24 protein-coding genes are annotated in these 24,792 nt (G+C 62.9%); 11 read left to right on the top strand and 13 right to left on the bottom strand.

Annotation, left to right across the window (positions count from 1 at the left end; all coding sequences use genetic code 11):
* Positions 1–67 precede the first annotated feature (67 nt).
* From B0G82_RS18975 to B0G82_RS18990, 4 genes are all read right to left on the bottom strand, one after another.
* Positions 68–805: a thioredoxin family protein gene (locus B0G82_RS18975; protein WP_121308437.1), complete on the bottom strand. Its 738-nt coding sequence runs from the start codon at positions 803–805 to the stop codon at positions 68–70.
* A gap of 47 nt (positions 806–852) precedes the next feature.
* A complete protein-coding gene (locus B0G82_RS18980; RefSeq protein WP_116116554.1) occupies positions 853–1,281 on the bottom strand; it encodes an SRPBCC domain-containing protein in 429 nt (142 codons plus the stop codon).
* Positions 1,188–1,613 (bottom strand): metalloregulator ArsR/SmtB family transcription factor, encoded by a 426-nt coding sequence (locus B0G82_RS18985; protein WP_106285950.1) that lies wholly within the window; start codon positions 1,611–1,613, stop codon positions 1,188–1,190. The genes B0G82_RS18980 and B0G82_RS18985 overlap by 94 nt, the downstream gene beginning before the upstream one ends.
* Positions 1,614–1,892: 279 nt before the next feature.
* Positions 1,893–3,275, bottom strand: coding sequence for an NCS2 family permease (locus B0G82_RS18990; protein ID WP_121308438.1), 1,383 nt, complete (start codon positions 3,273–3,275; stop codon positions 1,893–1,895).
* Between the two features lie 450 nt (positions 3,276–3,725).
* On the opposite strand from B0G82_RS18990, the gene B0G82_RS18995 reads away from it, so the two are divergent.
* From B0G82_RS18995 to B0G82_RS19005, 3 genes are all read left to right on the top strand, one after another.
* Positions 3,726–4,706 carry a PRC-barrel domain-containing protein gene (locus B0G82_RS18995; RefSeq protein ID WP_116142354.1) on the top strand — a complete coding sequence of 327 codons (981 nt, stop codon included), beginning with the start codon at positions 3,726–3,728 and terminating at the stop codon, positions 4,704–4,706.
* On the top strand, positions 4,703–5,956 hold the full coding sequence (locus tag B0G82_RS19000) for an MFS transporter (RefSeq protein ID WP_121308439.1): 1,254 nt from the start codon (positions 4,703–4,705) through the stop codon (positions 5,954–5,956). Before B0G82_RS18995 ends, B0G82_RS19000 begins: the two co-directional genes overlap by 4 nt.
* A 225-nt stretch (positions 5,957–6,181) precedes the next feature.
* Positions 6,182–6,472, top strand: coding sequence for a hypothetical protein (locus B0G82_RS19005; protein WP_147439511.1), 291 nt, complete (start codon positions 6,182–6,184; stop codon positions 6,470–6,472).
* A 253-nt stretch (positions 6,473–6,725) separates the two neighbouring features.
* On the opposite strand, the gene B0G82_RS19010 is transcribed toward B0G82_RS19005, so the two are convergent.
* Both B0G82_RS19010 and B0G82_RS19015 read right to left on the bottom strand, forming a co-directional pair.
* Positions 6,726–8,087, bottom strand: coding sequence for an MFS transporter (locus B0G82_RS19010; protein ID WP_121308441.1), 1,362 nt, complete (start codon positions 8,085–8,087; stop codon positions 6,726–6,728).
* A 67-nt stretch (positions 8,088–8,154) separates the two neighbouring features.
* Complete coding sequence (locus tag B0G82_RS19015) at positions 8,155–9,327, bottom strand: M20 aminoacylase family protein (RefSeq protein WP_121308442.1); 1,173 nt, start codon at positions 9,325–9,327, stop codon at positions 8,155–8,157.
* Positions 9,328–9,445: 118 nt separating this feature from the next.
* On the opposite strand from B0G82_RS19015, the gene B0G82_RS19020 reads away from it, so the two are divergent.
* On the top strand, positions 9,446–10,396 hold the full coding sequence (locus B0G82_RS19020; RefSeq protein WP_121308443.1) for a LysR substrate-binding domain-containing protein: 951 nt from the start codon (positions 9,446–9,448) through the stop codon (positions 10,394–10,396).
* Between the two features lie 23 nt (positions 10,397–10,419).
* Here B0G82_RS19020 and B0G82_RS19025 read toward each other — a convergent pair whose 3' ends face one another.
* On the bottom strand, positions 10,420–11,856 hold the full coding sequence (locus tag B0G82_RS19025; RefSeq protein ID WP_121308444.1) for an aldehyde dehydrogenase family protein: 1,437 nt from the start codon (positions 11,854–11,856) through the stop codon (positions 10,420–10,422).
* 212 nt (positions 11,857–12,068) lie between these two features.
* Between B0G82_RS19025 and B0G82_RS19030 the strand changes: the two genes are divergently transcribed.
* A complete protein-coding gene (locus tag B0G82_RS19030; protein WP_012432544.1) occupies positions 12,069–12,440 on the top strand; it encodes a cupin domain-containing protein in 372 nt (123 codons plus the stop codon).
* Between the two features lie 113 nt (positions 12,441–12,553).
* On the opposite strand, the gene B0G82_RS19035 is transcribed toward B0G82_RS19030, so the two are convergent.
* From B0G82_RS19035 to B0G82_RS19045, 3 genes are all read right to left on the bottom strand, one after another.
* Positions 12,554–13,945 carry an FAD-dependent oxidoreductase gene (locus B0G82_RS19035; protein WP_121308445.1) on the bottom strand — a complete coding sequence of 464 codons (1,392 nt, stop codon included), beginning with the start codon at positions 13,943–13,945 and terminating at the stop codon, positions 12,554–12,556.
* 66 nt (positions 13,946–14,011) lie between these two features.
* Positions 14,012–15,598, bottom strand: coding sequence for a cytosine permease (locus B0G82_RS19040; RefSeq protein ID WP_121308446.1), 1,587 nt, complete (start codon positions 15,596–15,598; stop codon positions 14,012–14,014).
* Positions 15,599–15,878: 280 nt separating this feature from the next.
* Positions 15,879–16,859, bottom strand: coding sequence for a LysR family transcriptional regulator (locus B0G82_RS19045; protein WP_116142362.1), 981 nt, complete (start codon positions 16,857–16,859; stop codon positions 15,879–15,881).
* A 157-nt stretch (positions 16,860–17,016) separates the two neighbouring features.
* On the opposite strand from B0G82_RS19045, the gene B0G82_RS19050 reads away from it, so the two are divergent.
* From B0G82_RS19050 to B0G82_RS19070, 5 genes are all read left to right on the top strand, one after another.
* The gene (locus B0G82_RS19050) at positions 17,017–18,423 is read left to right on the top strand and encodes an NAD(P)/FAD-dependent oxidoreductase (protein ID WP_121308447.1); all 1,407 of its coding nucleotides are present in this window, start codon (positions 17,017–17,019) and stop codon (positions 18,421–18,423) included.
* A gap of 395 nt (positions 18,424–18,818) precedes the next feature.
* The gene (locus B0G82_RS19055; RefSeq protein WP_241974625.1) at positions 18,819–19,205 is read left to right on the top strand and encodes a hypothetical protein; all 387 of its coding nucleotides are present in this window, start codon (positions 18,819–18,821) and stop codon (positions 19,203–19,205) included.
* 22 nt (positions 19,206–19,227) lie between these two features.
* Complete coding sequence (gene irlR / locus B0G82_RS19060) at positions 19,228–19,911, top strand: heavy metal response regulator transcription factor IrlR (protein ID WP_106284967.1); 684 nt, start codon at positions 19,228–19,230, stop codon at positions 19,909–19,911.
* Complete coding sequence (locus tag B0G82_RS19065; RefSeq protein ID WP_121308448.1) at positions 19,908–21,323, top strand: heavy metal sensor histidine kinase; 1,416 nt, start codon at positions 19,908–19,910, stop codon at positions 21,321–21,323. Before irlR ends, B0G82_RS19065 begins: the two co-directional genes overlap by 4 nt.
* 188 nt (positions 21,324–21,511) lie before the next feature.
* The gene (locus B0G82_RS19070) at positions 21,512–22,138 is read left to right on the top strand and encodes a carbonic anhydrase (protein WP_106284969.1); all 627 of its coding nucleotides are present in this window, start codon (positions 21,512–21,514) and stop codon (positions 22,136–22,138) included.
* Positions 22,139–22,173: 35 nt separating this feature from the next.
* Here the strand turns inward: B0G82_RS19070 and B0G82_RS19075 are convergent, their stop codons facing one another.
* A complete protein-coding gene (locus B0G82_RS19075; RefSeq protein ID WP_116142367.1) occupies positions 22,174–23,067 on the bottom strand; it encodes a LysR family transcriptional regulator ArgP in 894 nt (297 codons plus the stop codon).
* 97 nt (positions 23,068–23,164) lie between these two features.
* Between B0G82_RS19075 and B0G82_RS19080 the strand changes: the two genes are divergently transcribed.
* Positions 23,165–23,782, top strand: a complete 618-nt coding sequence (locus B0G82_RS19080) for a LysE/ArgO family amino acid transporter (RefSeq protein WP_106284971.1) — start codon at positions 23,165–23,167, stop codon at positions 23,780–23,782.
* A gap of 262 nt (positions 23,783–24,044) precedes the next feature.
* Here the strand turns inward: B0G82_RS19080 and B0G82_RS19085 are convergent, their stop codons facing one another.
* Both B0G82_RS19085 and B0G82_RS19090 read right to left on the bottom strand, forming a co-directional pair.
* On the bottom strand, positions 24,045–24,263 hold the full coding sequence (locus tag B0G82_RS19085) for a hypothetical protein (RefSeq protein WP_116142368.1): 219 nt from the start codon (positions 24,261–24,263) through the stop codon (positions 24,045–24,047).
* Complete coding sequence (locus B0G82_RS19090; protein WP_121308449.1) at positions 24,263–24,613, bottom strand: hypothetical protein; 351 nt, start codon at positions 24,611–24,613, stop codon at positions 24,263–24,265. The genes B0G82_RS19085 and B0G82_RS19090 overlap by 1 nt, the downstream gene beginning before the upstream one ends.
* Positions 24,614–24,792: the final 179 nt, after the last annotated feature.

Genomic DNA, 24,792 nt, shown 5'->3' on the forward strand with positions numbered 1-24,792 from the left:
AGCGGGACGCCAGGGTGTTTGACGGCCCCCTCTAACCGCGCAGATCGAGGCTGGCGTTGCCCCGCAATCAAGAACCACATGCGGCGCAGCCGCCTTGCGGCTTCTCTTCATAGCGGTCGTGATGTCTGACCCAATCGGTCAGACTGTGATCTTCATTGCGGCCCTTCGGCGTGACATCCAGATGCGCGTACGTGTTGATGAAGCGTTCGTCGCCGCGTCCGTAGACGGAATACGTGTGATATACGTCGCCCTTTCCGTCTTTGTAGAACACGCTATGGCCGTGTTGCTCGTCGATGCCGACGTCCTGCTCGGTGAAGTTGTAGAACGCATTCTTGCTCTCCAACTGTTCGGGCGTGAACGACACGTGATAGTCGAAATTGAAATCGCTGCCGGCCGATGACACCCACGGGAAGGTCCAGCCCATGCGTTTTTTGAAACCCTCGATCTTCGCGAGCGGCGCATGCGACACCGTCACGTACGATACATCGTGATGCTCCAGATGCGTGACGATCCCCGTCATGTGATCCGACAGGAACGAGCAGCCGACGCAGCCCTCTTCCCAGTCCGCGCCAAACATGAAGTGATAAATGATCAACTGGCTGCGTCCATCGAACAGATCGGCTAGCGTCTTGCGGCCCTGCGGCGTATCGAACGTATACGTCTTGTCGACCTTGACCCAAGGCAGCGCGCGGCGTTTGCGCGCGAGTTCGTCGCCCGCGCGCATGTGCGCTTTCTCTTCGGCTAACAATGCCTTGCTGGCGCTCAGCCATTCCTCTCTCGATCCCGTACGGTGTTGCGGTTCCATATGCGTCTCCTTTGCTGCATCGAGCAGACTAACGACAACAAACGAACTCACGCCACGTAGCGTTCCAGCGAATCGATCCCATCGGCCCAGCCGCGGCGATGATCGTCGCACTGCGCGTCGTCGGCGAGACGTTCGTGCGTGAGCGTGAGCCATGTGGCGTCGCCGTCCGGTTCCAGCAGCAGCGTGACCTGCGATTCATGCTCCGGGTTGTAGCGCCACACCCATGTGAAAACGAGTTTGCGGTCTTGCACCACCTCCAGATACACACCGCCGACCTCGACCTCGTTACCGTCCGGCTTGCGATAGACGATCGCGTAACGTCCGTCGACGCGCACATCCATTTCCACGCGCACCACGTCCGCTCCGCCCGGATGCATCCACGTCATGAATTGCGCCGGTTCCGTCCAGGCGCGGAAGACTTTGGCGGGCGCGGCGTTGAGCCGCCGCTGGAGGGTGAGGCTGGGCTGGGTGGACATGGAGCTTGTTCCTCTTCGACGAAAGCGGCAAGACGATCGAGTGATTCGGACCAGAAGCGTTGATAGCGGCCAAGCCATTCCATGGCTTCTTCCATGGGCCCGGCAGACAGACGGCACGCCACTGTGCGGCCGGTTTTGCTGCGCGTGATGAGACCCGCCTCGCTCAATACGTCGAGGTGTTTCATCACAGCGGGCAAGGACATCGCAAACGGCTCGGCGAGTTCGCTAACCGACAGATCTTTCGACGACAGACGCGCGAGCAACGCACGCCGTGTCGGGTCGGACAGCGCGGCAAAGGTGCGATCCAGTAGCGCTTCGTTAAACTTAACCATGAGGTTAAGTATAGAAACGAAGCAACCAAAGTCAAGGACAGGTGCGCGTTTTCCGTAAAACCCGCGAAACGTAAAGTGGGAAGTAAGGCTAAAAGATACGCGGCGTGCCGCAGATCAAGTCTGCAACGCGCCGCGTCAAAGGTGGAGAACAAACGACTACAGGCTCAAGCAAAGCAGCCAGAAACGCACCGCCCTGCTCTCGCTTTCCAGCACAGATTCAACGGTCCGATACGGCAACCCGGCGAGACCCAGGCGGCGCCCGAGTTCACGACACAACGATCAGATCGCCCAGCCGCCGAGATAGAAACCGACCAGCACGATCGCGATGACAACCGTGCCCACGTTCAGCTTGCGATATTCGCCGCTGACCACGCGGCCGATCACCAGCGTCGCGAAGCCGAGCATGATGCCCGTCACGATGTTGGCGGTCAGCACGATGAACACCGCGCACATCAGGCCCGACATGGCGTCGACCATGTCGTCCATATGCAGCTTGCTGACGTTCGAAAGCATCAGCAGACCCACGTACATCAGCGCGGGCGCCGTTGCATACGAAGGCACGAGGGCGGCGAGCGGCGAGAAGAACATCACCACGAGGAACAGCAGACCGACCACCGCCGCGGCCATGCCGGTCTTCGCGCCTGCCGCCACGCCGACCGTCGATTCGATATACGCGGCAGCCGGCGCGCCGCCGAGCAGGCCCGAGAAAATCGAGCTCAGCGAGTCGGCCGTCAAGGCGCGGCCACCGTTGATGATGCGGCCGTTTTCATCGAGTTGCCCCGCTTGTCCCGCAACGGCGCGGATCGTGCCCGTAGCGTCGAACACCGCGGTCATCACGAGGGCCAGCACGCTAGGCAGCACGGCCATGGACAACGCGCCCTTGATGTCCATCGCACCGATCAGCGAAGCGTGACCCGGCGCGCTCAGCGACGGCACCGCGAACACGCCGTGAAACGACATGGCGGGATCGATCGCAAACGCGATCGCCGAAATCGCCACGATCACGATCAGGATCGAGCCCGGCACGCGGCGACGCACCAGACCGAAGATGGCCGCGAGACCCGCCACCGACATGATGGCCGGCAGCGCCGTGATATTGCCGAGCGCAACCGGCAAACCCGCACCCGGATTCTTCACCACGAGGCCCACGTCGTTGGCGGCGATCAGCAACAGAAACAAGCCGATGCCGATCCCCGTGCCGTGCGCGATGCCCGTCGGCAGATTGCGCAGAATCCACGAACGCACACCCGTCACCGAAATCGCGGTGAACACCACGCCCATCAGAAACACCGCGCCGAGCGCGACGTTCGGATGCAGACCCTTGCCGAGCACGAGGCCGAACGCGGTGAACGCGGTCAGCGAAATCGCACAGCCGATCGCGATCGGCAGGCGCGCCCATACGCCCATCAGCAGCGAGCCGAACGCCGTGGTCAGACACACGGCGACGAACACCGCGCTGGTGTCGAAGCCCGCTTTGCCGAACATGCCCGGCACGACGAACACGGAATAGACCATCGCGAGGAAGGTCGTGATACCCGCGACGATTTCCTGGCGCTGCGAACTGCCGCGTGAAGAGATTTCAAAGTAGCGGTCGAGAAAGCCCTTTCCGTCGAATGATTCGGCGCCGACGTCAGAAATCGGTTGGGCGTGGGGTTCCATCATGATGAGTGCCTCCTTTATCAGCGTGCTGAAGCGGTCGCGGTGCGGCCGCCATCAGGGTCGTCTCGTTGCGTTGGTTTAATGTGGGTGAGTCTTTCTGCTGTCTCGAAATGTAGGGCAACACAAATATATCTCCCATCGCATGGATGGCATGCCTGACATGTCGCGATGCTTATATCCTTTAGCGGACGCCAAAGCAGCTTCGCGGCCCGCTCGTTTACACCTACGGTGGGTCACATAGATCTGAAAGGCTTTTGAGGGTTTTCACGCCTGAAAACGGAGTTCGACGAGCCGGTCAATCGGCCAGCCGCAGCACAAACCGTGCTTGGGGCAACCTGTCAGATCGCCTGCAAACCGGGGCCGCCCGACGCCGCGGGTTACACTCTGGCCCGTACCTGTCTAACTGCGGCGGCCCACTGCGCCCGACCGCACCGGCCCATGGAGTCTTTCTTGATGAGCGGCGGTTTTTCGCGTCCTGCCTGGCGTCTCTTGCTTCTCGCTGTGTTCGCGCTGTTCGCGCTGTCCGGTTGCAGCCTGCTGTGGGGCCCGCAGCAGGCGCCGATTGTCGAAGCCACGGTGATGCCCGTCGAGCCCGCCAGCGCGCCCGTGGCCGCCTCCGCGCCCGAGCCTGTCGAGACCGAGGCGGCCGAACCCGAGCAATCGAAAAGGCCGAAGAAGCCGGTCGTCAAGCCGCACAAAGTCGAGCCCCCGCCGCCTGTTGTCACGACGCCTCCGCCGCCTCCACCGCCGCCCCCGCCGCTGATCGTGCTGCGCACCATCGAGCGCAATGAGGCGCACGCGCTGCTCGATAGCGAAGTGCGAAAGCCAGATGGCAAGGTGGTCGGGCGCGCGGTCGATCTGATCGCGGACGCCGGCGGCAAGCCGCGCGAGATGGTCGTGAACCTGCAAGGCTTCCTGGGTGTCGGCGACCGCAAGGTGACCTTTCCGTGGAACGCATTCCGCTTCACGCCAGCGGCGAAAACCGCTCCCATTACGCTCAATGCCGCCGCGGTTCCGGCGAACGCGGCCAAGGCGGCCGCGGCTGCCGTGCAATTGCCGCTGATCGACGCCACGGTCGAGCGCTCGAACGGCGCCAAGGTCGGCCGCGTGATCGACGTGCTGATCGACGCCAACGCGCAACCGCAGGCGGTCGTGCTCGACGTCAACGGCATGGTCAGCACCGAACGGCGCACGATTGCCGCCAACTGGTCGGCGCTGCGTTTCGTCACGAAGGACAAGGAATTGCATCCGCTCATCGATCTGAGTGATGCGCAGATCAACGCGACACCGCCTTACGCGAGCGACAAACCGATACGCGCGGTGTCGCCGGCGCCACCACCGTCGCCCGCTCCTGCTTCCGTGCCCGCCGCTGCGGTGGCGCCGGCCGCCGCGGCTACGTCCACGGCGGTGTCCAACGCACGGGCGGCCCGATGACAGGCCGCACTCTGGTAACGGCGCGCAGCTTGCGCGCGCTCGATTGGCTGAATTTTTTCGTCGCCAACGTGCAAACGGGATTTGGACCGTTCATCGCCTCCTATCTCGCCTCGCATAAATGGACGCAGGGCGAGATCGGCATGGCGCTCTCCGTAGGCACCATCAGCGCGATGGTGAGCCAGGTGCCCGGCGGCGCCGCTGTCGATGCCTTGCGCAACAAGAAAGGCGCCGCGGCCTGGGCGATCGTCGCGATCATCCTGAGCGCGGTGCTGCTCGCCGTCAGTCCGACGGTGCTGCCGGTGATCGCCGCCGAAGTCTTTCACGGCTTCGCGAGTTGCATGCTGACGCCGGCGCTCGCCGCGATCTCGTTCGCGCTGGTGGGACGGGCGAATCTCGGCGACCGGCTGGGGCGCAACGCGCGCTGGGCGTCGATCGGCAGCGCGGTCGCGGCCGGGCTGATGGGCGTCTTCGGCGAATACTATTCGCCGCGCGCGGTGTTCTGGCTGACCGCCGCGCTCGCCGTGCCCGCGCTGTTCGCGCTGACGATGATCCAGCGCACCGACACCGTCGAGCTTCCCAAGGCCGGACCGACGCCGCAGCAGATCGAGCGGCGCGAGAGTCTGCGCGAGTTGCTGCGCGACAAGCGGATGCTGTTGTTCGCGGCGTGCATCGTGCTGTTTCATTTGTCGAATGCGGCGATGCTGAATCTCGCGGCCGGCGAAGTGACGGCCGGCATGGGTGATAACGTGCAACTCGTGATCGCGGCGTGCATCATCGTGCCGCAGGCGATCGTGGCGATGATGTCGCCGTGGGTCGGACGTTCGGCCGAGCGTTGGGGGCGTCGGCCGATTCTGCTGCTCGGGTTTTCGGCGTTGCCGATACGGGCGTTGTTGTTTGCCGGGATCAGCAGCCCTTATTTGCTGGTGCCGGTGCAGATGCTCGACGGGTTGAGCGCCGCGGTGTTCGGCGTGATGCTGCCGTTGATTGCCGCCGATGTGGCTGGCGGTAAGGGGCGTTATAACCTCTGTATCGGGTTGTTTGGGCTGGCGGCTGGGATTGGGGCTACGTTGAGTACTACCGCTGCGGGTTTCATCGCCGATCGTTTTGGCAATGCTGTCAGCTTTTTTGGGTTGGCTGCGGCTGGCGCGTTGGCTGTTTTGCTGGTGTGGGCGGCGATGCCCGAAACCCGCGATGCGGCGGCTGAGGATGAAGCGCCGGTGGCGGATGGGGGGAAGTCGGCGGTGCGGTGATTGGGGTTAAGTTTTGCCGGCGTGGCGAGTTGCGGTGTGAACGTAGTCTCGGGCCGGCGAAGCACTGAGCGACCGCCGTAATGGCGGTCACGCGCGAACTGGAATACCCGGCAAGAGCCGCGCATTACGTGCAAATTTGAGACAAGTCTGATCGTACCGCCGTCCCGGATATGCGATCGTTATCGCATCCTGAATCGATGCGAGAAAGACATGAAACGATTTGCTGTGCTGACGATGGTTGCGGCGTGCCTCGCCGGGCTGGGCGGCTGTGTCACGCCAACGCACACCTATGACGAAATCCATTCACGCGGCTGGACGCGGGAGAGCATCGATCAGCGTTTCCCGGCCGGGACATCACAAAAGCACGTGTTCGAAAAGCTTGGCGGTCCATTTGCGACCAAGTCTGCGGGCAACCTTTCCCGGTGGGATTACGTTGGCGGCGCATCCGGCCAGCTTCATGTCGCGTTCCTGTTCCGGGACGGACTGCTTTTCGAAAAGCGGTTCGAGAACTTCTGATGTGATGCGATCCGTCAGGAAGCGTTATTTTCTGTTTCCTGGCAACCGGCAATTGTCGTATATGGTGAAAAATCGCGGCCCTCTACGAGGATTGCTTCATCAGAAGTCACTTGTAGAATGAACTGATCGGCCTGTCACCAGGCAGGCCCTTATCCGCCTTGCACACAAAAATTCAGACACTCACGGTGCGCCCGGTGGACCGACCGGGTTCCTGCCGGGCGTCGCGCCTCCGCAAGCAGAGGCAACAAAGCCCCTACCCAATATCCTGCCCCGCGGTCTCCCGCATAAACGGCAACGGCAACAAAGAAACCACCCCACACCCAATCAGATACCAAGCCGGCGCGAGGTTGCTGCCGGAAACCTGGATCAACCACGTAGCGAAAAACTGTGCAAACCCGCCAAAGATAGATACCCCGAGACAATAAACAATCGACATCCCGGTAGCACGAATCTCGCGAGGAAACATCTCCGGCAACATAACGATATTAGGCACAGCAGTAAAAGCAACAAGCACGGCCAATCCGGCGACCACGGACAACAGAACCGGCACCGTAGGCGAAGCATTGATCATCATGAACGCCGGATACACCGCCACAATCAGCAACACGCGCGAAATCCACAAGACACGCTTGCGCCCAACGCGATCGGACAACGCGCCGGCGAACGGCGAACAGATCACCGTCACCACGGCAGCGGTCCACGCAGCCCAGAGCGCCGACGACATCGGCAAATGCAAAATCCTGATCGCGTAGGTCGACAGATAAAACAGCACGATGTAGTTAGCCGCGGTCCCACCGATCGTCGTCAACACACCCGTCGTGATCACGCGCGAATGGTCGCGAAACAACTTGCGCACCGGCTGCGAGGCAGGCTGTGAACCTGGCTGCGAACCCGCCGCGCCATCTTCCACACCAGGCAGCGTCTCATTCAAATGCCGCCGAATATAGATCCCAATCGGCCCCATCGCCATGCCGATCACGAACGGCACGCGCCACCCCCAACTCTCCAGCGCCGCGGTCGAGAGCGCCGCCGCCAACGCGACACCCAACAACGACCCGCACACCGTGTTCAACCCTTGGCTCACGAACTGCCAACTGCCGTAGAACCCACGCGTCTTATTGCTTCCATACTCCAGCAACAACGACGTCGACGCGCCGACCTCACCACCCAAAGCAAACCCCTGAATCAACCGCGCGAGAATCACGAGCAATGGCGCGGCAACCCCGATCGCCGCATACGTCGGCGCAAACGCGATGATCGCGGAGCCCAGCGTCATCAGCCACAGCGTGAGACTCATCGCGGCCTTGCGGCCCGCGCGGTCCGCATACGCGCCAAGCACGATGCCGCCCACCGGCCGCATGATGAAACCGACGCCGAACGTGCCGACCGCCAGCATCAGTTGCGCGAGTTGCCCTTCCACCGGGAAATACAGTTTGCCGATGATCGTCGCGAAGAAGCTGTAAATCGTGAAGTCGAAAAACTCGAGGCCGTTGCCGAGCGTGATCGCGGCAATCGCCTTGGCGTGGCTCGTACGTTCGACAGGCTGCGCGGCCGGCGTGCTCTGCATGCTCAACGCGTCGGTGCCGGCGGATTGCGGTGCGGCGGAATAGTCCATCTGTGTCTCCGTGATGTCTTCCTGCTGATGCGCGGCGGTTTTGCCCGCTTATGCAAACGCTGCGGCCTCAGGCCAGAAACGTCTGCGCGAGCCTCACCCAGTAGGCGGCGCCGGTGGCGAGGCAAGCGTCGTTGAAATCGTAGCCAGGGTTGTGGACCATGCAGCCGCCCTCGCCGTCGCCATTGCCGATGATCAGGTAGCTGCCGGCGCAACGCTCGAGCAGGAACGCAAAGTCTTCGCTGCCGGTGAGCGGTTGCATGTCGGCAATCAGGCCGTCGTCGCCGAGCCAGTCGAGCGCGACTTGCCGCGCGAGCCCGGTCATGGCCATATCGTTGACGAGCACTGGATAGCGACGCTGATAGTCCACGTGCGCCTGCGCGCCGAACACGGCCGCCTGAGCGCAAGCCACCGCCGTGATGCGTTCCTGCAGATAATCGCGAACCTCGGGTTTCAATGCGCGCACGGAAAGGCGCATCTCGGCGGTTTCTGGAATCACGTTCGGCGCTTCGCCCGCGTGAATCGCGCCGACGGTGATGATCGCCATGTCGAGCGGCGCGATATTGCGCGACACGATGGACTGCAAGGCCAGCACGATCTGCGCGCACACCACCACCGGATCGACGGCCTTATGCGGCACCGCGCCATGACCGCCACGCCCGGTCACCTTGATGATCACCGTATCCGACGAAGCCATGAACGAGCCCGGCAGGAAACCGAACTTGCCGGTCGGATAGCCCGGCATGTTGTGCATCGCGAACACCGCGTCGCACGGAAACTTGTCGAACAGGCCGTCCTCGAGCATTTTCTTCGCGCCGGCCAAGCCCTCTTCGGCAGGCTGAAAAATCAGATTCAACGTACCGTTGAAGCACTTTTCCTGCGCCAGGTGTTTGGCGGCGGCAAGCAGCATGGCCGTGTGGCCGTCGTGTCCGCATGCGTGCATCTTGCCGGGCAGCTTGCTCGCGTACGGCAGACCGGTGGTTTCGTGAATCGGCAATGCGTCCATGTCGGCGCGCAGCCCTAGCTTGCGTGCGCCATTGCCGACTTTCAACTGACCGACAACGCCTGTCTGACCCAGCCCGCGATGCACGGTGTAGCCCCACTCCTGCAGACGTTCGGCGACCAGGTCGCCGGTGGCGAACTCTTCGTAAGCCAGCTCGGGATGCGCGTGGATCTGGCGGCGCAGCGCGATCATTTCGTCTTCGAGTTCGGCGATGCCCGCCGGAATGGCCATGGTGTTCACGTCGTGTCTCCGTCATTGAAAGCGTGAACCCAGCATAACGATGCCGAAATTCCGGTGGCAGGCGTAGAATCGTTGCGGCAGCAACTCGTGGTTGCCACCCCACCGCCCGCCTTGTCAGATGAAACTTCATCAACTCAGCACCTTAGCGGCCATTGCCGATACTGGAAGTATCCGGGCCGCGGCCCGTTCGCTCGACCTGTCGCCGGCCGCTGTGACCAAGGCGATGCGCGAACTGGAAGCCGATCTGCAAGCGCCGCTGGTGGTACGCAGCGCGAGCGGCGTCGCGTTCACCGAGTTCGGTCGCGCGCTGGTCGTGCATGCGCGCCTGGTGTTGGGGCAACTGCAGCGGGCGCAAGCGGAGATCGAAGCACTTCGCGGCGCAGCGGCCGGCAAACTGTCGATCGGCGTCACGCCATGGGTCGCGTTGACGTTTCTGCCGCCCACAGTGCAGCGCTTCCGGCAGCGCATGCCGGAAGTGCAACTGGAGTTCTTCGAAGGTTTGCTGGCGGTCGTTCAGCCGCGTTTGCGCGACGGCAGCCTGGACTTTTCAATCGGCCGCCCGCCACCGGCGTCGCCGCAATCGGAGTTTCACAACGTACCGCTGTTTTCCACGCATTCGGCCGTGGTCGCGCGGCGCGATCATCCCAAGGCCGGCTGCCGCACGCTGCTCGAACTCGAAGACGCGGAGTGGATATTGAACTGGGACCCGGCGAGTCGCGAGTCGATCTCGGACAATGTGTTCCGCAAGCGCGGCATGCAGGTGCCGCATACCATTCTGCTCGCGCATTCGCTGGCGGTCGTACTCGGTTTGCTTGCGCACACGGACATGCTCAGCATTTTTCCGTGGCCGCTCGTCGAAGTGACGCTCGCGAAGGAGCAGTTGTGGGCGCTGCCGCTGCGCGAGACGGTCGATGAAACCATCGTCAGCATCACCTCACGCCGCGGCGCGCCGACGAGTCCGGCGGCCGCGTGCTTTCTCGAATGCCTGCGTGAAGTGATCGACGAAGGGGCGCGCTCGCAAGAGCCCGAGCAGCGCCGGCTGTTTCATTCGATCGAGTTGCTGCTTTAGTGATTTCGCCGCGCGGTAGAGATTCAAGCCTCGTAACCGACCACGCCCTTGATCTCCAGAAAGTCCTCCAGACCGAACTCACCGTACTCGCGGCCATTGCCCGATTGCTTGAAGCCGCCGAACGGCGCCTCGGGGTTGTAGTCCGCGTAGTTCAGATAGATCGTGCCAGTGCGCAGGCGCTTCGCCACCGCACGCGCGTGCTCGATCGAGCCAGATTGAATGTAGCCCGCGAGACCGTAGAGGCTGTCGTTGGCCATGGCGATGGCTTCGTCTTCGGAGTCGTAGGCAAGAATCGACAGGACCGGCCCGAAGATTTCCTCGCGCGCGATCGTCATATCGGGTGTGACCTTGCCGAATACCGTCGGACGCACGAAGTAGCCGTCCTTCAATCCTTCGGGGCGGCCCGCGCCGCCGGCCACCAGCGCCGCGCCCTCTTCGATGCCGACGCCGATCAGCCGCTGGATCTTGTCGAACTGCTGTTCGCTGATCACGGGGCCGAGGTCCGTGCCCTTCGCATCCGCGGGACCGACGGTCAGCGCTTGCGCGGCTTCTTTCGCATAGGCGAGTGCTTCGGCTTCGCGCGCACGCGGCACGAACATCCGCGTGGGCGCATCGCACGACTGGCCGCTGTTGTCGAAACACGCGCGCGTGCCGCGCATCACGGCTTCTTTCAGATCGGCGTCTTCGAGAATCAGGTTGGCCGATTTGCCGCCCAGTTCCTGATGCACGCGCTTGACCGTATCCGCCGCGGCCTTCGCGACTTGCACGCCCGCGCGCGTGGAACCGGTGAACGACATCATGTCGATATCCGGATGCGACGACATCGCTTCGCCCACGGTGCGGCCTTCGCCGTTCACGAGGTTGAACACGCCGGCCGGCACGCCCGCTTCGTCGAGAATCTCGGCGAAGATAATGGCCGACAGCGGCGCCAGTTCCGAAGGCTTGAGCACCATCGTGCAGCCGGCCGCGAGCGCGGGCGCGACCTTGGTGGTGATCTGCAAGGCCGGCCAGTTCCACGGCGTAATCAGCCCGCACACGCCGACCGCTTCCTTGCGGATCAGAATGCCGCTCTTCACGTACTCGAACTCGAAGGTATCGAGCGTGCGGATCATGGTTTCCAGATGCGCGACGCCGGTCCAGGCTTGCGCGTCGTTCGCGTACTGCAGCGGTGCGCCCATCTCGCGGCTGAGTGCATGCACCATGTCGTCATAGCGCTTGCGATAGACGTCGAGGAGCGCTTGCAGCAAGTCGATGCGTTGCGCGATCGTCGTCTCGCTGTAGGCGGGAAACGCGCGCTTCGCCGCCGCGACGGCGCGATCGACATCCGCCGCGCTGCCGAGCGAAATCTGCGCGAACGCGGCGGCGGTGGACGGATCGATCACGTCGAGCGTGCTGGCTTTGGTCTGCCCAATGGGATCGACCCATTGACCGTCGATGTAAAACTGCTTGGCGTGTTGCATGGGGCTTGTCCTCTACATGAAAGTTTCAGGTCAGACGCGGAGCAAATCGCACCCGCGGCGGCATCGCCTGCTATACATCGACGCCGCTCAATCTGAATGTCTTCAAATCGAAATTCATCGCTACGCAGCTTTGGCTCAGACTCCGGCTTCGAATCCATTTTTCGCCTCGTCTCAACGAGTGCGACTTCGATCCAATCAACCAGGAGAGACACATGAGCAACATTACTTTCACCCGCATCGACGCTAAAGGCCCTGGCGCTTCCGGTCTGAACCCGGCGCTGCACGATCCGGCCGACGTCATTCTCGACGGCGCCAAGGCACCGCACGCCCTCAACGCTTACTCCGACGCCACCAACATGTTGTCCGCCGGCGTATGGCAATGCGATGCGGGCACGCTGAAGCTGGCCGACCTGCCCATTCACGAAGTGTGCGTGCTGATCGAAGGCGAAGTCGTGATCACCAGCGACGACGGCCGCAGCGAACGCTATGCCGCCGGCGACGCCTTCATCCTGCACAAAGGCTTCTCGGGCACGTGGCATATGCCGGTGGCGACCAAGAAGTACAGCATCGTGTACTGCGGTTGATTCGACTACTGCATTGCATTGCCGCTTCATCGAAAACCGCATTCTTCAAGATGCGGTTTTTTTATGCCTCAGAAAAGAACCGCGTCCACGCGCATTGCGCGGACGCCTTCGCATTACATCGGAAAACCGAGCGCCTTGATCGAATTGATCCACAGACGACGCCAGCCGCCGCGATCATCCGCGCCGTCGAAGGCGTTGAAGGTGATCTTCGCGGCGATCCAGCGCACGGGTTCCGGCGGAATGTACGACGGTCCCTTGCGTGAAATATCGAGCGAAGTAATCACCGTCTCGCGATTCCACAGCATATCGAGGCCCATCTTCGCACCGAAGCGGCTGCCCGCCACGCCAAAGCCCGTATAACCGGCGACGAACACGCTCTTGCCGCCGTGATAGCGCCGCGCGAACACTGCGCCGCGCGAGCAGTAATCGATCGGGCCGCCCCACGCATGCGTGAAGCGCACGTCGTCGAGCTGCGGGAAGGTGCGATAGAACGCTTCGGCCAGCTTGTAATAGGTGCTTTCGTCGCGATCTTCCGCGGGGTTCGGATTGCCGCCGAAGTGATAGCTCACCCGTCCGCCGAAGATGATGCGATTGTCTTTCGTGAGTCGGAAATAATTGAGCTGCGTACGTGTGTCGTAAATCCCCTGGCGGTTCTTCCAGCCGATGCGCGCCATCTGTTCTTCGCTCAACGGCGCCGTCGCGATGATGTGATCGCGCACCTGCATCACGCGGCGCTTGATGTCGGTCACGCCGACGTCCGCGGTGCCCGTGCCGAGCAGCACGCGCGGCGTTTCGATGCGGCCCGCCTGCGTGTGCACGATCATCTTCGCGCCGCAATCTTCGAGACGCGTGATCGGCGAATGTTCATGCAGACGCACGCCGAGCTTCAGTGCGGTGGCCTTCAAACCCCATGCGAGCTTCGCCGGATGAATCGTGCCGCTGCGATTACGCGACCACATCGCCCCGGCAAATAGCGGCGAATCGAGTTGCTCTCGTGCGCCTTTGCTGTCGAGTAAAACCACGTCGTGTCCATGGGCGACATGCAGCTCGTAATCGCCCTTCAGATGACCAAGGTGGCCCGGATCGACCGCGACCGTCATCTCGCCGTTCCATTCGACGTCCGCCTCGATACCGTAGCGCGTCAACGATTCCTTGAAGCCGTCGAGATTCTCTTGCCCGAGCTTTTCGAGTACGTCGAGGTCTTGCGGAAAGACGCGCGTCGCATTCGGCAGGCCGTGCATCACCGAAGTCGAGATGATGCCGCCCGGACGCCCCGAGGCGCCATAGGCCACCTTGCCCGCCTCGACCAGCACGACGTCGAGTGACGGGTCGGCTTCTTTCGCCTGAATCGCGGCCCACAGACCGGTGAAGCCACCGCCCACCACAACCAGATCGGCGGTGGTCGGACCGATCAATTCCCGTTCGACAGCCGGCGCGCGCGGATTGTCCAGCCAGAACGGAAACAGTTTTACCCCTTCAAACGCGCGCTTTACTGACTCGCTCATCCTGTTTGCCTACTCAAATTAAATACCATTGCTTGTACTACGCAGCCACGCACATTGGCGTGCGCTTCAACCCGCGTCCTGTGTATCCAGTTCTGCCTCACGCTCGCGTTCCGCACGCGCCCGCGACCGCGCGACTACCTTAAGCTTAGTCGCAGGCACCACGGGATGCACGGTCACATTGTGCTGCGAACCACCACGCAGCCAGCGTCGGCCTTGCGGTCCATACACGCCGTCCGGTTCCGGAAAGCACTGCAACAAAGCGATATACAGTGCGGCCGCGAGCGTCAGCGAAACCGGCATGCTGATGTCGAGACCGCCGGCGAGCTTGCCCAACGGACCAACGAACTGATCCGGCAGATTGACGAAGCACAGGCTGATCGCCGCGCTCGGAATCCACGCGCCCATCGCGCGCCAGTTCCAGCCGTGCGTGAACCAGTAGTGACCGCCGCGGCCGCCGCGATTGAACACCTGCAAGTCGTCGGATAGATAGAAACCGCGCCGCGTGACGAAGCCGATGATCATGATCACCATCCACGGGCAGCTGCACACATTGATCAGCACCGAGAACGTCGACACGCTTTCGACCAGATTGAAGGCGAAGCGGCCGGCGAAAATGAAGCCGATCGCGAGGCTGCCAATCAGCAACGTGGCGCGCACGCGGTTCAGGAATTTCGGAAACATGCTCGACATATCGAGGCCGGTGCCATACAGCGCGGTCGTGCCCGTCGACATGCCGCCGATGATTGCGATCAGGCACACCGGCAGGAAGAACCAGTTCGGCGAGATGGCCAGCAAACCGCCCACGTAGTTATTCGACGCGATGAAATCCGGCGCCTTGCTGGCGATGATCGTCGCCGTGGCAAGACCGAAGAAGAACGGCACGAAGGTGGCCAGTTGCGCCAGCATCACCGCGAGGATCGTGCGCTTTCTCGGCGTGTTCTCCGGAATATAGCGGGCCCAATCGCCGAGCGTGCAGGCGAACGATACGGGATTGCTCATCGCGACCAGCACGGCGCTCACGAAGGCAGGCCAGAAACCCACCGAGCCGAGCGCGACCTTGCCGGCGTATGCGCCATCGAACGACTTGGTGAAGGCGAACAGACCGACCACGAAGAGAATGCTCGCCGCCCACACCGCGATCTTGTTGACCCACAGCATGAAGCGGAAGCCATACACGCATACGGTCAGCACCAGCACCGCGAACAGGCCGTACGCAAAGCTCAGCGTCATCCAGTTGACCGGCAAGCCGAGCAGATGATTCGCGCCGCCCACGAGCGCATCGCCCGAACTCCACACCGCCAGCGAGAAAAACGCCACTGCTGTCAGTACCGCCAGAAACGAGCCGACGATCCGCCCGTGAATGCCGAAATGCGCGCCCGACGAGACCGGGTCGCTCGTGCCGTTGCGCGGACCGAACAGGCTCATCGGCGCGAGAATGCATGAGCCGATCAGCACGCCGAGCACAATCGACCAGACCCCCGCCTTGAACGACAAACCGAGCAGCACCGGAAAGCTGCCGAGCACGGAAGTGGAAAAGGTGTTGCACCCGCCGAACAGTAAGCGGAACAGATCGATCGGCCGCGCATAACGCGAGCGATCCGGAATGCGTTCGAAACCGAACGTTTCGACTTGAGTGATGCTGTTGCTGCTCATTGTCTCCGACTCCTGTAACGGCCAGGTCAATCACAATGGCTCGCCACGGGGATGCGGCGTCCACTTTTCTCAGATGTCTGGACGCCACTGTAAAGACAATCGGCGCGGGCAAAAATATCGTCTGCCCAACCTTTACTTCGATCTCCGGCGATGTAAGTCGCAAGTCCCGTCCGGTAAGGCTCCGTGGGCAACGGAAAGGCCGTACAGGGACTTCCCGCAGCGCTGGCGAAGCGCAAACGTCGAAGCGAATCGCGAGAAGCCCCACGCTTTTTTGGCGGCTCTACGCCGCGTCCGCACCGCCCGCCTGGCGCGCCTGGCGGCGTTTTTTGGCGGCGGCCACAGCAGGCAGCGGCACCGGCACCGCGCCCGACATGCCATGCTCGATCAGAAAATCGCGGAACAGCCCAGCCACATGCGGCAGACGTTTGTCCGAGACGTGCATCACATACCAGTCGCGTTCGATCGGGTTGGCGGACATGGGCAACAGCGCGAGCAAGCCCGCCTGAAACTCCAGCGAACAGGCGTGCAGCGACAGGAATGCGATACCGAGTCCCGCTTCGACCAGCTGCTTGATCGCCTCATTGCTCGATAGTTCAGAGCCGATATGAAGCTTGAGGCCCGCAAGGCGAAACAGATTCTCGACGGTCGAACGCGTGCCCGAACCGCGTTCCCGCACGAACAGATTCGCGCTTTGCAGATCGTCGAGCGACAACCGTTTTTTCTTCATCAACGCATGCGCGGGCGAGGCGACGAATGCCATTGGATGTTTGGCGAACGCGGTCGCAGCCGTGCGCAATTCGCGCGGCGCGCTACCCATCACCGCGAGATCGATTTCATGCGTCGCCAGCATACGGATGATGTCGGCACGATTGCCGACCTTGAACTGCACCTTCACTTGCGGACGCGATTCGGTGAATCGCACCAGAAACGGCGGGATCAGATACTCGGCGGTGGTAATCGCGCCAATGCGCAGCGTGCCGCCCTGCTCGCCGTGCAACGCGGCCAGATCGTCGGCCGCGCCGTTCCACAGGTCGAGAATCTCCAGCGCATAGCGGGCGAGGATCTCACCGGCCGCGGTCAGTTGCACCCCGCGGCCCACACGCTGCAGGAGCGGTGCGCCCGCCGCCTCTTCCAGCAGCCGCACCTGTAGCGAAACAGCCGGTTGCGTGAGCCGCAATTCCTCGGCCGCGCGCGACACGCTGCCGAGCTTCGCAATCGTATGCAAGGTCTTCAACTGACGAAACGTCGCGGCTTTTAACATAAGTGAAAACCTATATGTTTTGTATAAACATTAAATTGTGCTGCGGTTTCCGCCGATTCTATACTGGCCTCACAGATGAGCCGGGAAATGTATGGAATCGCACGCAACGCGGCGCCAGCACCGGCCCGGCACGAACAACCTCAGGAGGATAGCGATCATGGCCGCAATCGATCAGCCGGTAGGCACGACAACGCAACAGGCGCAACGGGCGCACCACGCGCAGTCCGCGCAACGCATGGACAAGACGGCGGCGCATCGCGTCGTGATCGTCGGCGGTGGCGTGGGTGGGCTCGGTCTGGCCACGCGTCTGTCCGAATCGCTCGGGCGTGCGGGTCTCGCGCAAATCGTGCTGGTCGACCGCTGGCCCACGCATTTCTGGAAGCCCCTGCTGCACGAAGCCGCTTCAGGCCAACTCGATCCCGCGACCCATCAACTGCAATACGCAGTGCAGGCGCAACGCCATGGCTTCGAATTCGAACAGGGCGAACTCACCGCGCTCGATCGCGCGGAGCGGCATATCACGCTGAGTGCGTTGCATGACGCCGACGGCCGCGAAATTCTGCCGTCGCGACAGATCGCTTTCGATACGCTGGTGCTGGCCATGGGCAGCGTGACGCAATATTTCGGCGTGCCAGGTGCCGCCGAACATGCGTTGCCCCTCGAATCGGTCGCGCATGCGGAAGCATTCCGCCGCAAGCTGCTCGATGCCTGTCTGCGTGCGAATCACGCACGCCGGGCGCGGACCGCGCAGGCGGACACGCCGGTGTCGATCAACATCATCGGTGCGGGCGCAACCGGTGTCGAACTCGCCGCCGCGGTGCGCGACACGGTACGTCTGCTGAATCGCTACACGCCGTTCTCGCTCGATCCGGTACGTGACTTCCGCATCCGTTTGATCGAAAGCAGCGGGCGCGTGCTGCCCGCTTTGTCCGAAACGATTTCAGCGCGCGCGCAGCGCATGCTCGCCAGCCTCGGCGTGGACGTGCTGAGCGCAACACGCGTCACCGAAGTGCGCGCCGACGCCGTGCTGACCGACGGCGGCGCTCCGCTCGCGAGCGACATCGCGATCTGGACGGCGGGCATCTCGGGACCGCCTGTATTGCGCACGCTGGACGGCATCGCGGTGAATCGCAACGCGCAGATTCAAGTGAATCGCACCTTGCAGTGCACGAACGACGCAAACGTATTCGGCCTCGGCGACTGCGCGGCCTGTCCCGCCGACGACGCCGGCGCGTTCCTCGCGCCGCGCGCGCAGGTCGCGCATCAGCAGGCGCTGTTTCTTGCGCGTGTGTTGAAGTGCCGGATTGCGGGCGAAGCGCTGCCCGAGTTCGTGTACCGCGACGCCGGCACGCTGGTCGGCTTCGGGCGTGAGGGCACCATAGGCAGCCTCAGCAGCAGCTTGCTGACGCAGCCGGTGTTCGTCGACGGATGGCTGGCCACCGCGGTCTACAAGCTCATCTATCGGCGGCACGTGATGACACTGACCGGCTTCGCGCGCATGGCGCTCGATTCGGCGAGCCACTGGTTGCGCAGACGCGTGCACCCGGTGATTCGTCTGCACTAGATAACACTTCGCTGCTCATGGGCCGACCGATGCGATCGGTTCGGCAAGTGAGCGGCCTGTTCCCTGCTTCAATCCACCGCATCTGAAACGCGTCCGCCGTGGAACGCGCGCACCACGGCCCGCTCGCGCTTCACGTCTTCGGCGCCGTATCGGCGACGCCTGCCAACTCCCTCGCATTCCGCACAATCCAATCTCCGTTTCCGTTCGATCCAGTCCTCATGCCAGGTCGGAGCGACTCGCTGAACGCGATCGCGCCATGACGATCCTGTCATGCGTGCCACGCACCGCAACAAAAGATGCACACGACATATATGACGGAATTGTCATGTTTATCTCATGCTGGCAGCGATCAGGTATCCGTACGATAGGTTCGTCCCGTCCTCAAAGTGAACCGTATGCGCCACTTTCAACGAATGCGAAGCCTGACGACGCGCATCACGCACTTCGGCGCAAACGTCCCGGAGCGCTGGGAGCGACTGCGTATCGATCATCCGGTCTCGCTCGGGGCCGCGCTGCTCGTCATTGCACTCAGTTCGCTGGCGTTCTGGTGGAATCAACCTGACGGGCTGTTCGACGGCGGCGACCCCGCCTGTCCTTCGGCATATGGACCGCCGGCTGGTCCGCAGGAGCCGTTCATCGAGCGAGGCCTGCTTTCGCTCGAGGTATTTTCCACGATGACCCGCACCATGCCGCGGCCCTCCGGTCCGCCCGCCGCAGCGCATCACGAACTCGATGCACCCAATGCGTCCGCGTCATGCGCGCCCACTCGCGCCGGCCGCTGACCAGCAGCACTGAAAGAAAATCATGCGCATCCTGATCGTCGAGGACGAAATCAAAACCGGCACGTATCTTCGGAAAGGCTTGACCGAAGCGGGCTTTATCGTCGATTGGGTGGAAGACGGCGTGACCGGCCAGCACCGGGCGTTGACGGAGGACTACGATCTGATCGTGCTCGACGTCATGCTGCCCGGCCAGGACGGCTGGACGTTGCTGAAAAACCTGCGCCGCACCCATTCGACTTCGGTCCTGCTGCTCACCGCGCGCGACGAAGTGGACGACAAGGTGCGCGGCCTCAACATGGGCGGCGACGACTATCTCGTCAAGCCGTTCGACTTCGCCGAACTGCTGGCCCGTGTCCGCTCCATTCTGCGACGTGGCCAAACCCGCGACGCTGCCTCGCTGCAAGTATCCAACCTGGTGCTCGACCTGACGCGCCGCAAGGCCACACGCCACGGCGACATGATTCTGCTCACGGCCAAGGAATTCGCATTGCTATGGCTGCTGATGCGCCGTCAGGGCGAAATCCTGCCGCGTTCGACGATCGCTTCCCAGGTGTGGGACATGAACTTCGACAGCGACACCAATGTCGTCGACGCCGCGATCCGCCGCCTGCGCGCAAAGGTCGACGACAACTATGAACCCAAGCTGATCCACACCGTGCGAGGCATGGGCTACGTATTGGAAGAGCGCGGCCCGGCGCAGCCATGATTCGACGTCTACTCGCGGCGCTGCTCGTGCCGCGGACTTTGCGTGCGAGGCTGTCGATCCTGTTCGCGCTTTCGACCTCGGTGCTACTCATATTCAATGGCGTATTGCTGTATCACGGCCTGAAAACGCGTATCGAAGCGGCGTCGGCTCGCGAGATGACCACGACCCTCGCCGCGCTGCAATTGCGTCTCCACACCATGCCCAGCATCCAGGCGGTCAGCGCGGATCGCGAGACGTGGCACAACCAGTTATACGGTCATCAGAACCTCGATATCGCGCTATTCGACGCGCACAGCGCACCGCTCATCCGCACCAACGGCTACTTGCCGAATGCGCAGACGATGACCGTCAGCACCGACCTCGCGCCGGTGCGCGTGTCGATCGCAAACCTGCCGCTGCGCTTTCTGGTGGCGATGGCGCCGCTCGGCGATGGCGCCGGCACGCAGGTGCGAGTGGTCGTCCAATACGACGCGAGCGGCGAACGCGCGCTGTTGCGCGCCTATGCGCTCAACGTTCTGGTCGTCATCGTGACGGGCACGCTGGTGAATGCGCTGCTTGCATGGTCGATCGCGCGTTTCGGACTGCGGCCGCTAGCCCGTTTGACGGCGCGCGCCGAGCAGATCTCCAGCCGCCATCTTGCGGAGCCCTTGCCCGAACACGAGATGCCCGGCGAACTGAAGGAACTGAGCCGGGCGTTCAACCGGATGCTCGCGCGCCTGCATGAGTCGTTCACGCGTCTCACGCAATTTTCCTCCGACCTTGCGCACGACATGCGCACTCCGCTCACCAATCTACTGGCTGAAGCGCAAGTGGCACTCTCTCAACCCCGTTCCGCCGACGAATATCGCAGCGTGATCGAATCGAGCGTGGACGAATGCCAGCGCCTCGCGCGCCTGATCGACAGCATGCTGTTTCTCGCGCGCGCGGACAGCGTTCGCCACCGCTTGACGCTGCAGTGTGTCGACGCAGGCGCCGAAGCGCTGCGCATTGCCGGCTATTACGAAGTCATGGCCGCCGACGCCGGCGTCGAGATCGTCGTCTCGGGCAACGCGCGCTTCGAAGGCGATGTGCTGATGGTGCAGCGGGCGCTCAGCAACCTGATTTCAAACGCGTTGACCCACGCGCCGCGCGGCAGCATTGTCGACGTGCGATGCGCGGAACGCCGGCGCCATGCGCACATATCGGTGTCGGACACCGGCGCCGGCATTGCGACGCCGCATCTGGAGCGCATCTTCGACCGTTTCTACCGGGTCGATCCATCGCGGCATAACTCGGCGAGCGGCACCGGCCTCGGACTCGCCATCGTCAAGTCGATCATGGACGAACATGACGGCGAATGCAGCGTGGAAAGCGTACCGCACTTGCGCACCACCTTCAGCCTGCGCTTTCCGAAGCATCCGCCGATCAGCTAGGCGAAGCACGCGCCCGCACGATGACAAAACTATCATGCGGTGATCACTACGGTCTCATCCCGCGTGCCGCACAATGTCCGTGCCTGTTCGATATTGCTCAGTCATCCCAATCAACCTGCAGAGGGGTCGATGAAACATTGTGCAAGCGCACTCCCCAACGCGAATATTGCATCAACGGAAGCCCGTTCATGACATCTCCGAAACACATGCTCGTCGAAAACCTCGCCTGGTCCGACGAAATCATTACCCGCGATCCCGCTTATTTCCGGCGCCTCGCCGGCAATCAGCAACCGAATGTGCTGTGGATCGGCTGCTCCGACAGCCGCGTGCCGGAAGCCATTACACGGGCGAAGCCCGGCGAGATTTTCGTACATCGCAACATCGCGAATCTCGTCGCCGATAACGACGAGAGCCTGTCGAGCGTGCTCGAATACGCGGTCACCGTGCTGCAGGTGGAACATGTGATTGTCTGCGGGCATCACTGCTGTGGCGGCGTGCAGGCGGCATTGCGACCGCCCGCGCCCGAGTTGCCGAACGTCAATCGCCGCATAGGAGGAATTCGCCGGTTGTGCGCGCTGCACACCGCCGAATTGCGCGAGCTGCCGAGCTTCGAGGCGCGCGCGGATCGACTCGCCGAGCTCAACGTGCTGGCGCAAGTGCAGGCGCTGCAAGCCATGTCGCTGATTCAGCGCGCACCGCGCCCGGTGCGGATTCACGGCTGGATCTTCTCCATGCACGAAGGACGTTTGAAGACATTGACGGACACGCCCTGGCCCGCGAACTACGACACGAATGCCGAGGCCGCAGCGGGCTGATTGCTTCTGCGCCAACCGGTCGGCGTCCCTGCAGGTCAGTCCAGAAACTCGGTCGCCCGCTTGCGCAGCATCGCGCCGAAGTCGTCGAGCCAGCCGATCGACAAACGCCAGCTCTGCCAGTAGAGATCGACGTCGATATGCTTGCCCGGCGCGATCTCCACCAGTTCGCCGCTAGTCAGATGCGAGGCGATCATGCGCTCCGGGCACATGCCCCAGCCGAGGCCCGTGACACAGGCACGCAAGAAACCGGCGACGTGCGGAATCCAGTGCAACGGCGGATCGACTTCCGCGCGCGTGATGCGGCGCATGAAGCGCTTTTGCAACTGGTCCTTCGGATTGAAATCGACACAGGGCGTGCGCCGCAAGCTCTCGCGCGTCACGCCGTCGGCAAAGTGACGCGCGAGAAAGTCCGGTGAACAGACCGCCAGATAACGCATCCGGCCGAGACGCGTGGAGCGGCAACCCTGCACCGGCTCGGCTTGCGTGGTGACCGCGCCCTGCACGCTGCCGTCGCGAATCCGCTGCGCGGTGTGGTCCTGATCGTCGATCACCAGATCGAGCAGCATCTCCCGCTCGACGCAGAATGGCGCGACCGCGTCGATGAACCAGGTGCCCACGCTGTCGTCGTTGACGGCGATGCGCAGCGCCGGCCATGGTTCGACCAGCGCGCCGGGCAGCGCCGGCAGCCGGCCGGTCAGTTCCGCTTCGAGCAATTGCACGCGTTCGGTGTGGCGGCACAGCAGCGCGCCCGAGGTGGTCGCGACGCAGGGCTGGCCGCGCTTCACCAGCACGCTGCCCACGCGCTCCTCCAACAGTTTGACCCGCTGCGATACCGCGGACGGCGTCACATTCAGTTCGCCGGCGGCACGGTCGAACGAGCCGTGGCGCACCACGGCGGCCAGCGCATCGAGCAACGCATAGTCGAGCATTAGCGTTCCTTAATCGGCATTAAGTGAATTAGCTTCTCTTATGATCGGCAAACCCGCAGACTAGCTTCGTTCCCGGCTCCCGTCTACTGGATCGATTATGAACTGGCTGTCTTTTTCCCACGGCGCCGCCTTGTGCGCATCCCTGATCGTGACCATCGGCGCGCAGAACGCCTTCGTGCTGCGTCAGGGCATCATGCGCTCGCATGTCGGCAAAATCGTCGTGCTGTGCGCCTTGTCGGACTTCATCCTGATCGGCGCGGGCGTGGGCGGCGCATCGGTGCTGGTCGAGCGCTATCCCCTGTTCGTCCACGCGATGCTGTACGTCGGGCTCGCCTATCTGGCGTGGTTCGGGATCAATGCATTGCGACGCGCGGTGCGGCCGGAGCATGCGGTGCTGGATGGCGAGAACGTCAGCGCGGCGCCCGTGCAGCGCGCCGTGCCGATCATTCTGATGACGCTCGCGTTCACGTGGCTCAATCCACACGTGTACCTCGACACGTTCCTGCTGATCGGCACGGCCGGCGCACGCGAACCCGAAGGCGCGCGGGTCGCCTTTGCGCTAGGGGCGATGGCCGTCAGCGGAATCTGGTTTATCGGTCTGGGTTACGGTGCGCGCGCTCTCGCGCCGCTCTTCAAGCGGGCGACGGCATGGCGCGTGCTGGATGGCGCGATCGGCAGCATGGTGCTCCTGCTCGCGGTGACACAGTTGCGGTAAGCGGCGTGAGCGCGGTCGTCGTTGCACGATGTCGGTGAGCACACAGCACGCCCCGCAGTACGGAGCGCCCTGCGCCACGGCGAACCGTCTATAGCGTTCCCGCCTGGATGCAGCCGAGCGCGGACACCTTCAACGCAGCAGCGGCGCGCGTTGAACATTCGAGATTACGAAAAACGCTTTCCGCATGCGTGCGATGAACGCCTTATCACGGCCGGTGGTCGCGCTCGACGAGTCAGAAGTCCGCGCGTCGGATTCGCGCCGCTCACCCGTGACCGTCGATCCACGCACGCGCCCATTCGAGACCCGCGCGTTGCGCTTCGTCTTCGGTATCGAAGTAGGCGAGAATGCCCGACGCTTCGACCAGCTTGCCGGCGAGCGTAATGGTTCCGCTAGCGCCGTACCGCTCGGGCTGCAAAATGTCCTCCTGCTGCAAGATGGCGTGACCCCAGACGGTGTAGCCGTGATAAGTCTGGGACTCCATTAACGTGTCACCCCAGGCGTGACACCTCCAGAGCTGACTCGCAGCACATTGCCCTCGGGCGTGATCTGCCGCGGAATCTCGGACATGTCCGGTGCGTGTGCAGGCACGCTTTCGCGCCGATCCGATTTCGCGACGAGTCTCCCAACCGGCGCCGGCGCGGTGCGCGTGCGAGCTTTCATTGCGTGGGGAACGATGTGCCGACTCGCGACAGGCCGACGGGCAACGACTGCGCAATGCGGCTTGCCAACTCGCGCTTCCGGTGGGTTCCAGACCTCGACATAGTGCTCGCCGGCCATTGCCGTTGAAGCCGCCGCGCACAGCATGATGCCCAAGCCCAAAAATCGAAACATGTTCTCTCCCTATGCTCCGCCGCACGCGCCGCCGCCGTTGCAGCAGCGCGACGAGATTTCATGCAGGGTACTGTACATTCATACAGGTTTTTGCGCAATCCAATGATCGTCGCGGAGCAGTTTGCGCTCCGGGCATGACGCCCATGCGTACTGAGGATGAGAACCTAGCCGCCGCCTGG

Source organism: Paraburkholderia sp. BL17N1 (assembly GCF_003634175.1).
Lineage (GTDB): Bacteria > Pseudomonadota > Gammaproteobacteria > Burkholderiales > Burkholderiaceae > Paraburkholderia.

Bases quoted from the DNA above. Each gene is read 5' to 3' on its own strand.
- B0G82_RS18975 (WP_121308437.1), bottom strand. From the start codon at position 805: ATGGAACCGCAACACCGTACGGGATCGAGAGAGGAATGGCTGAGCGCC.
- B0G82_RS18980 (WP_116116554.1), bottom strand. From the start codon at position 1,281: ATGTCCACCCAGCCCAGCCTCACCCTCCAGCGGCGGCTCAACGCCGCG.
- B0G82_RS18985 (WP_106285950.1), bottom strand. From the start codon at position 1,613: ATGGTTAAGTTTAACGAAGCGCTACTGGATCGCACCTTTGCCGCGCTG.
- B0G82_RS18990 (WP_121308438.1), bottom strand. From the start codon at position 3,275: ATGATGGAACCCCACGCCCAACCGATTTCTGACGTCGGCGCCGAATCA.
- B0G82_RS18995 (WP_116142354.1), top strand. From the start codon at position 3,726: ATGAGCGGCGGTTTTTCGCGTCCTGCCTGGCGTCTCTTGCTTCTCGCT.
- B0G82_RS19000 (WP_121308439.1), top strand. From the start codon at position 4,703: ATGACAGGCCGCACTCTGGTAACGGCGCGCAGCTTGCGCGCGCTCGAT.
- B0G82_RS19010 (WP_121308441.1), bottom strand. From the start codon at position 8,087: ATGGACTATTCCGCCGCACCGCAATCCGCCGGCACCGACGCGTTGAGC.
- B0G82_RS19020 (WP_121308443.1), top strand. From the start codon at position 9,446: ATGAAACTTCATCAACTCAGCACCTTAGCGGCCATTGCCGATACTGGA.
- B0G82_RS19025 (WP_121308444.1), bottom strand. From the start codon at position 11,856: ATGCAACACGCCAAGCAGTTTTACATCGACGGTCAATGGGTCGATCCC.
- B0G82_RS19030 (WP_012432544.1), top strand. From the start codon at position 12,069: ATGAGCAACATTACTTTCACCCGCATCGACGCTAAAGGCCCTGGCGCT.
- B0G82_RS19035 (WP_121308445.1), bottom strand. From the start codon at position 13,945: ATGAGCGAGTCAGTAAAGCGCGCGTTTGAAGGGGTAAAACTGTTTCCG.
- B0G82_RS19040 (WP_121308446.1), bottom strand. From the start codon at position 15,598: ATGAGCAGCAACAGCATCACTCAAGTCGAAACGTTCGGTTTCGAACGC.
- B0G82_RS19045 (WP_116142362.1), bottom strand. From the start codon at position 16,859: ATGTTAAAAGCCGCGACGTTTCGTCAGTTGAAGACCTTGCATACGATT.
- B0G82_RS19050 (WP_121308447.1), top strand. From the start codon at position 17,017: ATGGCCGCAATCGATCAGCCGGTAGGCACGACAACGCAACAGGCGCAA.
- B0G82_RS19055 (WP_241974625.1), top strand. From the start codon at position 18,819: ATGCGCCACTTTCAACGAATGCGAAGCCTGACGACGCGCATCACGCAC.
- irlR (WP_106284967.1), top strand. From the start codon at position 19,228: ATGCGCATCCTGATCGTCGAGGACGAAATCAAAACCGGCACGTATCTT.
- B0G82_RS19065 (WP_121308448.1), top strand. From the start codon at position 19,908: ATGATTCGACGTCTACTCGCGGCGCTGCTCGTGCCGCGGACTTTGCGT.
- B0G82_RS19070 (WP_106284969.1), top strand. From the start codon at position 21,512: ATGACATCTCCGAAACACATGCTCGTCGAAAACCTCGCCTGGTCCGAC.
- B0G82_RS19075 (WP_116142367.1), bottom strand. From the start codon at position 23,067: ATGCTCGACTATGCGTTGCTCGATGCGCTGGCCGCCGTGGTGCGCCAC.
- B0G82_RS19080 (WP_106284971.1), top strand. From the start codon at position 23,165: ATGAACTGGCTGTCTTTTTCCCACGGCGCCGCCTTGTGCGCATCCCTG.
- B0G82_RS19085 (WP_116142368.1), bottom strand. From the start codon at position 24,263: ATGGAGTCCCAGACTTATCACGGCTACACCGTCTGGGGTCACGCCATC.
- B0G82_RS19090 (WP_121308449.1), bottom strand. From the start codon at position 24,613: ATGTTTCGATTTTTGGGCTTGGGCATCATGCTGTGCGCGGCGGCTTCA.